The 4,154-nt window shown below is 72.6% G+C and carries 5 protein-coding genes; 2 read left to right on the forward strand and 3 right to left on the reverse strand.

Translation table 11 applies throughout. From position 1 onward, the window contains the following. On the reverse strand, nt 1-948 hold a 948-nt coding region (locus tag AC16DP_RS03060), incomplete at its 3' end, for a hypothetical protein (protein WP_483956616.1). Between the two features lie 138 nt (nt 949-1,086). Between AC16DP_RS03060 and AC16DP_RS03065 the strand changes: the two genes are divergently transcribed. Both AC16DP_RS03065 and AC16DP_RS03070 read left to right on the forward strand, forming a co-directional pair. Beyond that, nucleotides 1,087-1,212 (forward strand): hypothetical protein, encoded by a 126-nt coding sequence (locus AC16DP_RS03065; protein ID WP_483956617.1) that lies wholly within the window; start codon nt 1,087-1,089, stop codon nt 1,210-1,212. Continuing rightward, a complete protein-coding gene (locus tag AC16DP_RS03070; protein WP_483956618.1) occupies nt 1,209-1,406 on the forward strand; it encodes a hypothetical protein in 198 nt (65 codons plus the stop codon). The genes AC16DP_RS03065 and AC16DP_RS03070 overlap by 4 nt, the downstream gene beginning before the upstream one ends. On the opposite strand, the gene AC16DP_RS03075 is transcribed toward AC16DP_RS03070, so the two are convergent. Both AC16DP_RS03075 and AC16DP_RS03080 read right to left on the reverse strand, forming a co-directional pair. Continuing rightward, entirely contained in the window at nt 1,393-2,319 is a 927-nt protein-coding gene (locus tag AC16DP_RS03075) for a DUF2381 family protein (protein ID WP_483956619.1), read from the reverse strand. The genes AC16DP_RS03070 and AC16DP_RS03075 overlap by 14 nt on opposite strands. Before the next feature lie 87 nt (nt 2,320-2,406). Beyond that, a partial coding sequence (locus AC16DP_RS03080) for a serine/threonine protein kinase (protein WP_483956620.1) occupies nt 2,407-4,154 on the reverse strand: 1,748 nt, incomplete at its 5' end.

Here is a 4,154-nt window from a genome sequence, read left to right on the forward strand (position 1 = left end):
CCACGTGTTGTCCGTTTTCAGCCGCTCGTCCAGGGCGCCGCGCACCTGGGCCAGGAGCTCGGGCCGCAAGGCGGGTGGCTCGCGCACGCGCACACACTGGCGTGGCTCGCCTTCCACGCCGGGGGGCACCGGGCGGGGCTCGAAGTCGAAGGCGCCTGCCGCGGCCGCATCCCCGAAGAGCCGCGAGGCGAGCTCCTCCCGGGAGGCGTACGCGGGAACCCAGAGCAACTCCGGACGCTCCGGGTCCACCTGGACGGGGAGCGGGGCCAACTGGGGTGAGAGGAAGGCCAGCGCGCTGTCCCCCTCGTCCTCTGGCGTGCCCTCCGTCTCGACCCGCTCGTCCTCGAGCCACTCGGGTGGAATCTCCTCCATGGGGGGGAGGCGCCAGGTGCGCTCCAGGGCGGGTGTGTCCTGGCGGCCCCAGTCATAGGTGAGCGTGAGCACCCCTCCGGCACCCATGCCCTCCGGGACGTCCACCTCCACCTCTTCCCGGCCCGGCTCGGGACTCACCAGCCGGGGCAACGGCGCGGGCGGGGAGCCCCTGCGTGGCTCCACCCGCAGCCGCATGCTCTCGCCCCAGAGGAGCTCGCCCGCGGCGATGACTTCATCGCCTGCCTCCACCACGAGGGTGCCCGGGTCCATCACCCGGAGGGAGAGCACGTCTCCCCTCCACTCTTCCACGCGGGGGCCAGAGGTTCTGGCTCGCGCCTGCGCCTTGACCGAGAGGATCACCCGCTCTCGTCTCAACTCTTCGCCGGCCGCGCCCATGCTGGTGACGAGGCAGCTCGCGAGCAGGAGGGCCTGGAAGCTCTTCTCCGCCGCGCACGCCGCCCGCTGAACGAGGACACGTAGCGCCAGCGCACCGGCCTCCCGCCTTGGCCGGCCTCGCCGGAACGCTCCTCGTGTCACCGCGCCCGTCCCCACCTCAGAACCGCGGTGCTTCTCCATGTGTCGCGCCTTTCCCCCAGGTGAAACAACCCTGAAGGATAGGATGCGGGACAGCCAACCAGACAGGGGGGGCGGTGCTCGATCGGTAACGAGAAACAACCCACCCCCTCTCCCGTGTTGACCGAGGTGCTCACGAGCATGGCCACCGCGTGGGACCCCGACTTCGCCATGGCGAGTTCCTCGGAGAGGGTGGCGCTCATGGAGAAGGGTGAGCTCGAAGTACGGGGTTGGGCTGGCTGCTCGTGCTCTCCCCCGAGCCCATGACGGCCAGCAACCCCGGGCACGTGGCGCTCACCGCCCGCGTGCGGGAACTGCTCGACCGGGCAGGGCTCATCGAGCGTCCAGCGCCCGGACCCGCCAGCGAGCGACACGAGCGGATGCTCGGTCAGGACCGCGAACCGTGGTCCTCCGCGGAAAGCGGTGAGGCACACCCGCTTGCCTGCGTCAGGGGAAGGTGACATTCCCCAGGATGATGGTGCGTTTCTGCTCCGCGTCCCAGAGCGTGAGGGTGTACGTGCCCCGCCCCTCCTCCCCCGAGGCCAGCACCTCCACCACCACGCGGAATGTCCCCTGGGCACCGGGGTCGGTTGAGGGGACGGACTGCCAGAGCGGCAGTGGCTTCAACACCTCGCCCTTGGGGCCGCGCAGCACCGCGCCCGCCGCCGTCCAGGGCAACGTACCGGGATTCGTGAACTTCAGTTCCACCGCCACCCGGCCCTCGGCGCGGTAGCTGCGGGCTTTGTGAAGGCGCAGGGCGTTGCCCTTCGCTTCGGTGACGAGCTCTCTCAGGTCCTTGGAAGCAATGCCCCCCTCTCCCAGCAGCCCCGAGGCGAGCGCGCCCCGGAGTCCCTCGGGGGCGCCGCGCTCGGCGCGCAGCTGGCGCACCTCCTCCTGGCACTGCCGCGTCTCGGCCTGGGCTGTCTTCTCCCCCTCCTGGAAGGACACCAGCGTGCGGGGCTGGCGAAACACCTTCACCTGAGACAAACCCAGCGCCGGGTGGGCCAGCAGGAGGAAGCGGGCGCACCCGGGAGCGGCACCGTCCGCGAAGCACACCTCCAACTGGAAACGCTCCCCGGCCGCCAGGTTCTCCGGAGGCACCAGCGTGAGCGTCTTCTGCCCGGGGTTCACCTCCTCGAAGCGCTCCGGCTCCTGAATCCGCACGGACCCGGGCTGGAGCGGCGTGTCGAAGCGGAGCGTGAGAGACAGGCCCGGGCTGATGCACACCGTGGGCGGCGTCGTGGAGGACTCGGCCGACAGCACGAGCTGGGGGCTCGCCGCCTCACACGCGTCCGCCGGGGATGGCGTGGAGGCCGGGGGGATGGGGGCGAGGAGGGCCAGCGCGAGCAGGCCCACGGGGGACACGAGGGGCACGGGGAGTCAACCTCCGGGGGAAGGCGGGGCGTGGTGACGCGAGGCGTTGGCCTCTACCACACCTCCTGGCCCCTGTGCCGCCCGTGCCTACTCGAAGCGCCGCACTGCCCGGACGGACTGGCTGGAGAAGACGACGGCGGCGTCAGCGGGGCCGCCGACGTCCTTCCTCTCCACGCCCGGGGGTTCCCCCCACCGGACGCCGTCCTCAATCAGCTCCAGGCACACCGGGTACGTCTTGCCGGTGCTCAGGTCCCGGGCCTGGGTGAAGCGGCCGTACACGCGCTCGGGCCCGAGGTAGAGCCGCCCGGTGAGCTCGCCCACGTGCAATGCCCCCGGGAATTTGGGCTGGTCGCCGAATTGGACTGTCATCGGAGTGGACTCGCGCACGGTGACGCGCTGGGCAGATCCACCGGCGGGTACGGGGAACAGTGCATCTCCGGTGTTGCTGATGCGGATACCCAGCTCCTCCATCGTCTTCACGGCACCGGGCGGGCAGTCGGCGGGCCGGGGCGGGGAATCCTGACGCACGGGGGGCACCTGCAGCGGCGTGCCGGCACAGGCCTGCAGGGCCAGCCCGGTGAGTCCGGCACAGGTGCTGCGCGCCAGGGAGCGGAGTTTCTTCTGCGGCGTCTTCACGGCAGGGGTGTCCTCGGAGGGCGCCGCGGGGGGCGCGGCGGCCACGGGGGTGGAGTCCGCGGGGGGCGGCGCCATGGCCGCGTCAGCTTCGGGCGGCTTGTGGGGGGGCGCCACTTCACCACCGTTGCCACCCCTCCACGTCGGCTGTGCCCAGGGCGGCTCCCAGGAGACAGGGCCTTGGGAGGACACGGGCACCGGGCGCGCGGGCACCCAGCGGCGCAGCAGTTGCTCGGCACCCAGGCCCGTCAGCACCAACACGCCCAGCACCAGCGCCGCCTTGAGCAGCGCGGCCAGCACGTCCGTGGGGCGCACCACGGCGGCCGGCCAGTCCAGCGGCACGGGGGTGGACGAGGGCCGCACCGGCCCGGGCGGAGGCTCCGGGGCCGCGGCCGGTACGGGCGCGGGCCGCTTGCCCCGCCGGGGCTTCTCCTCCACCCAGCGCCGCACCCAGTCCGGCTCGTCCCCCGCGTCCGCCACCGGCTCGCCGCTGTCCTTCTCCCCCCACGCGGGGAACAGGGGCGCGTCCCAGGCCACGTCCGCCTCGGCCTCCTTCAGCACCGCCTCCAGCGCCTGGCTCAGCGCCTCGGCGCTCGCCAGCCGCCGTCCGGGCTCCTTCTCCAACAGCCTCATGCACAGCGCGCTCAGCGCCCGCGGTACCCGCTCGTTCAGCGCATGGGGCGCCACCGGCTGGTAGGAGAGTATCTGCGCCAGCATCAGCGGCTCCGCGTCGTCAATGGGGTAGCCGTCCGTCAGCAGCGCGTAGAGGCTGACGCCCAGGGCGTACATCTCGTCGGCCGGGCTGTAGTCGTAGCGCTCCCCGGGTTGGCGGTTGTCGCGCAGCAAGAAGGCCACCGCCTCGGGGCTGCGGTGGTGCAGGTCGCCCGGGGCCAGGGCGCCCCGGGTGACGCGGGGCGCCCCCGGCATGCTGCCCGCCCCGAAGTCCACCAGCACCGGCTCCCCGTCCGCCGCGCGCACCAGCACGTTGTCCTCCTTCAAATCGCGGTGCAGCACGCCCCGGGCGTGAATGGCCGCCAGGGCGCGCGCCAGCTTGAGCAGCACCCGGGCCACGGCGCGCGCCGAGGGGTTGTCCTCCTGCGCCCAGCGGTGCAGCGGGCGGCCCTCCACGTACTCCATGACGAGTACCAGGAATTCGGGCCTGTCCTCCGGCCACTTCAGGTGGCCCACCAGCTTCACCACGT

The sequence above is a fragment of the Archangium sp. genome, assembly GCF_057119385.1.

Excerpts from the sequence above, each read along its gene's own strand:
- AC16DP_RS03065 (WP_483956617.1), top strand. The coding sequence starts at position 1,087 with ATGGCCACCGCGTGGGACCCCGACTTCGCCATGGCGAGTTCCTCGGAG.
- AC16DP_RS03070 (WP_483956618.1), top strand. The coding sequence starts at position 1,209 with ATGACGGCCAGCAACCCCGGGCACGTGGCGCTCACCGCCCGCGTGCGG.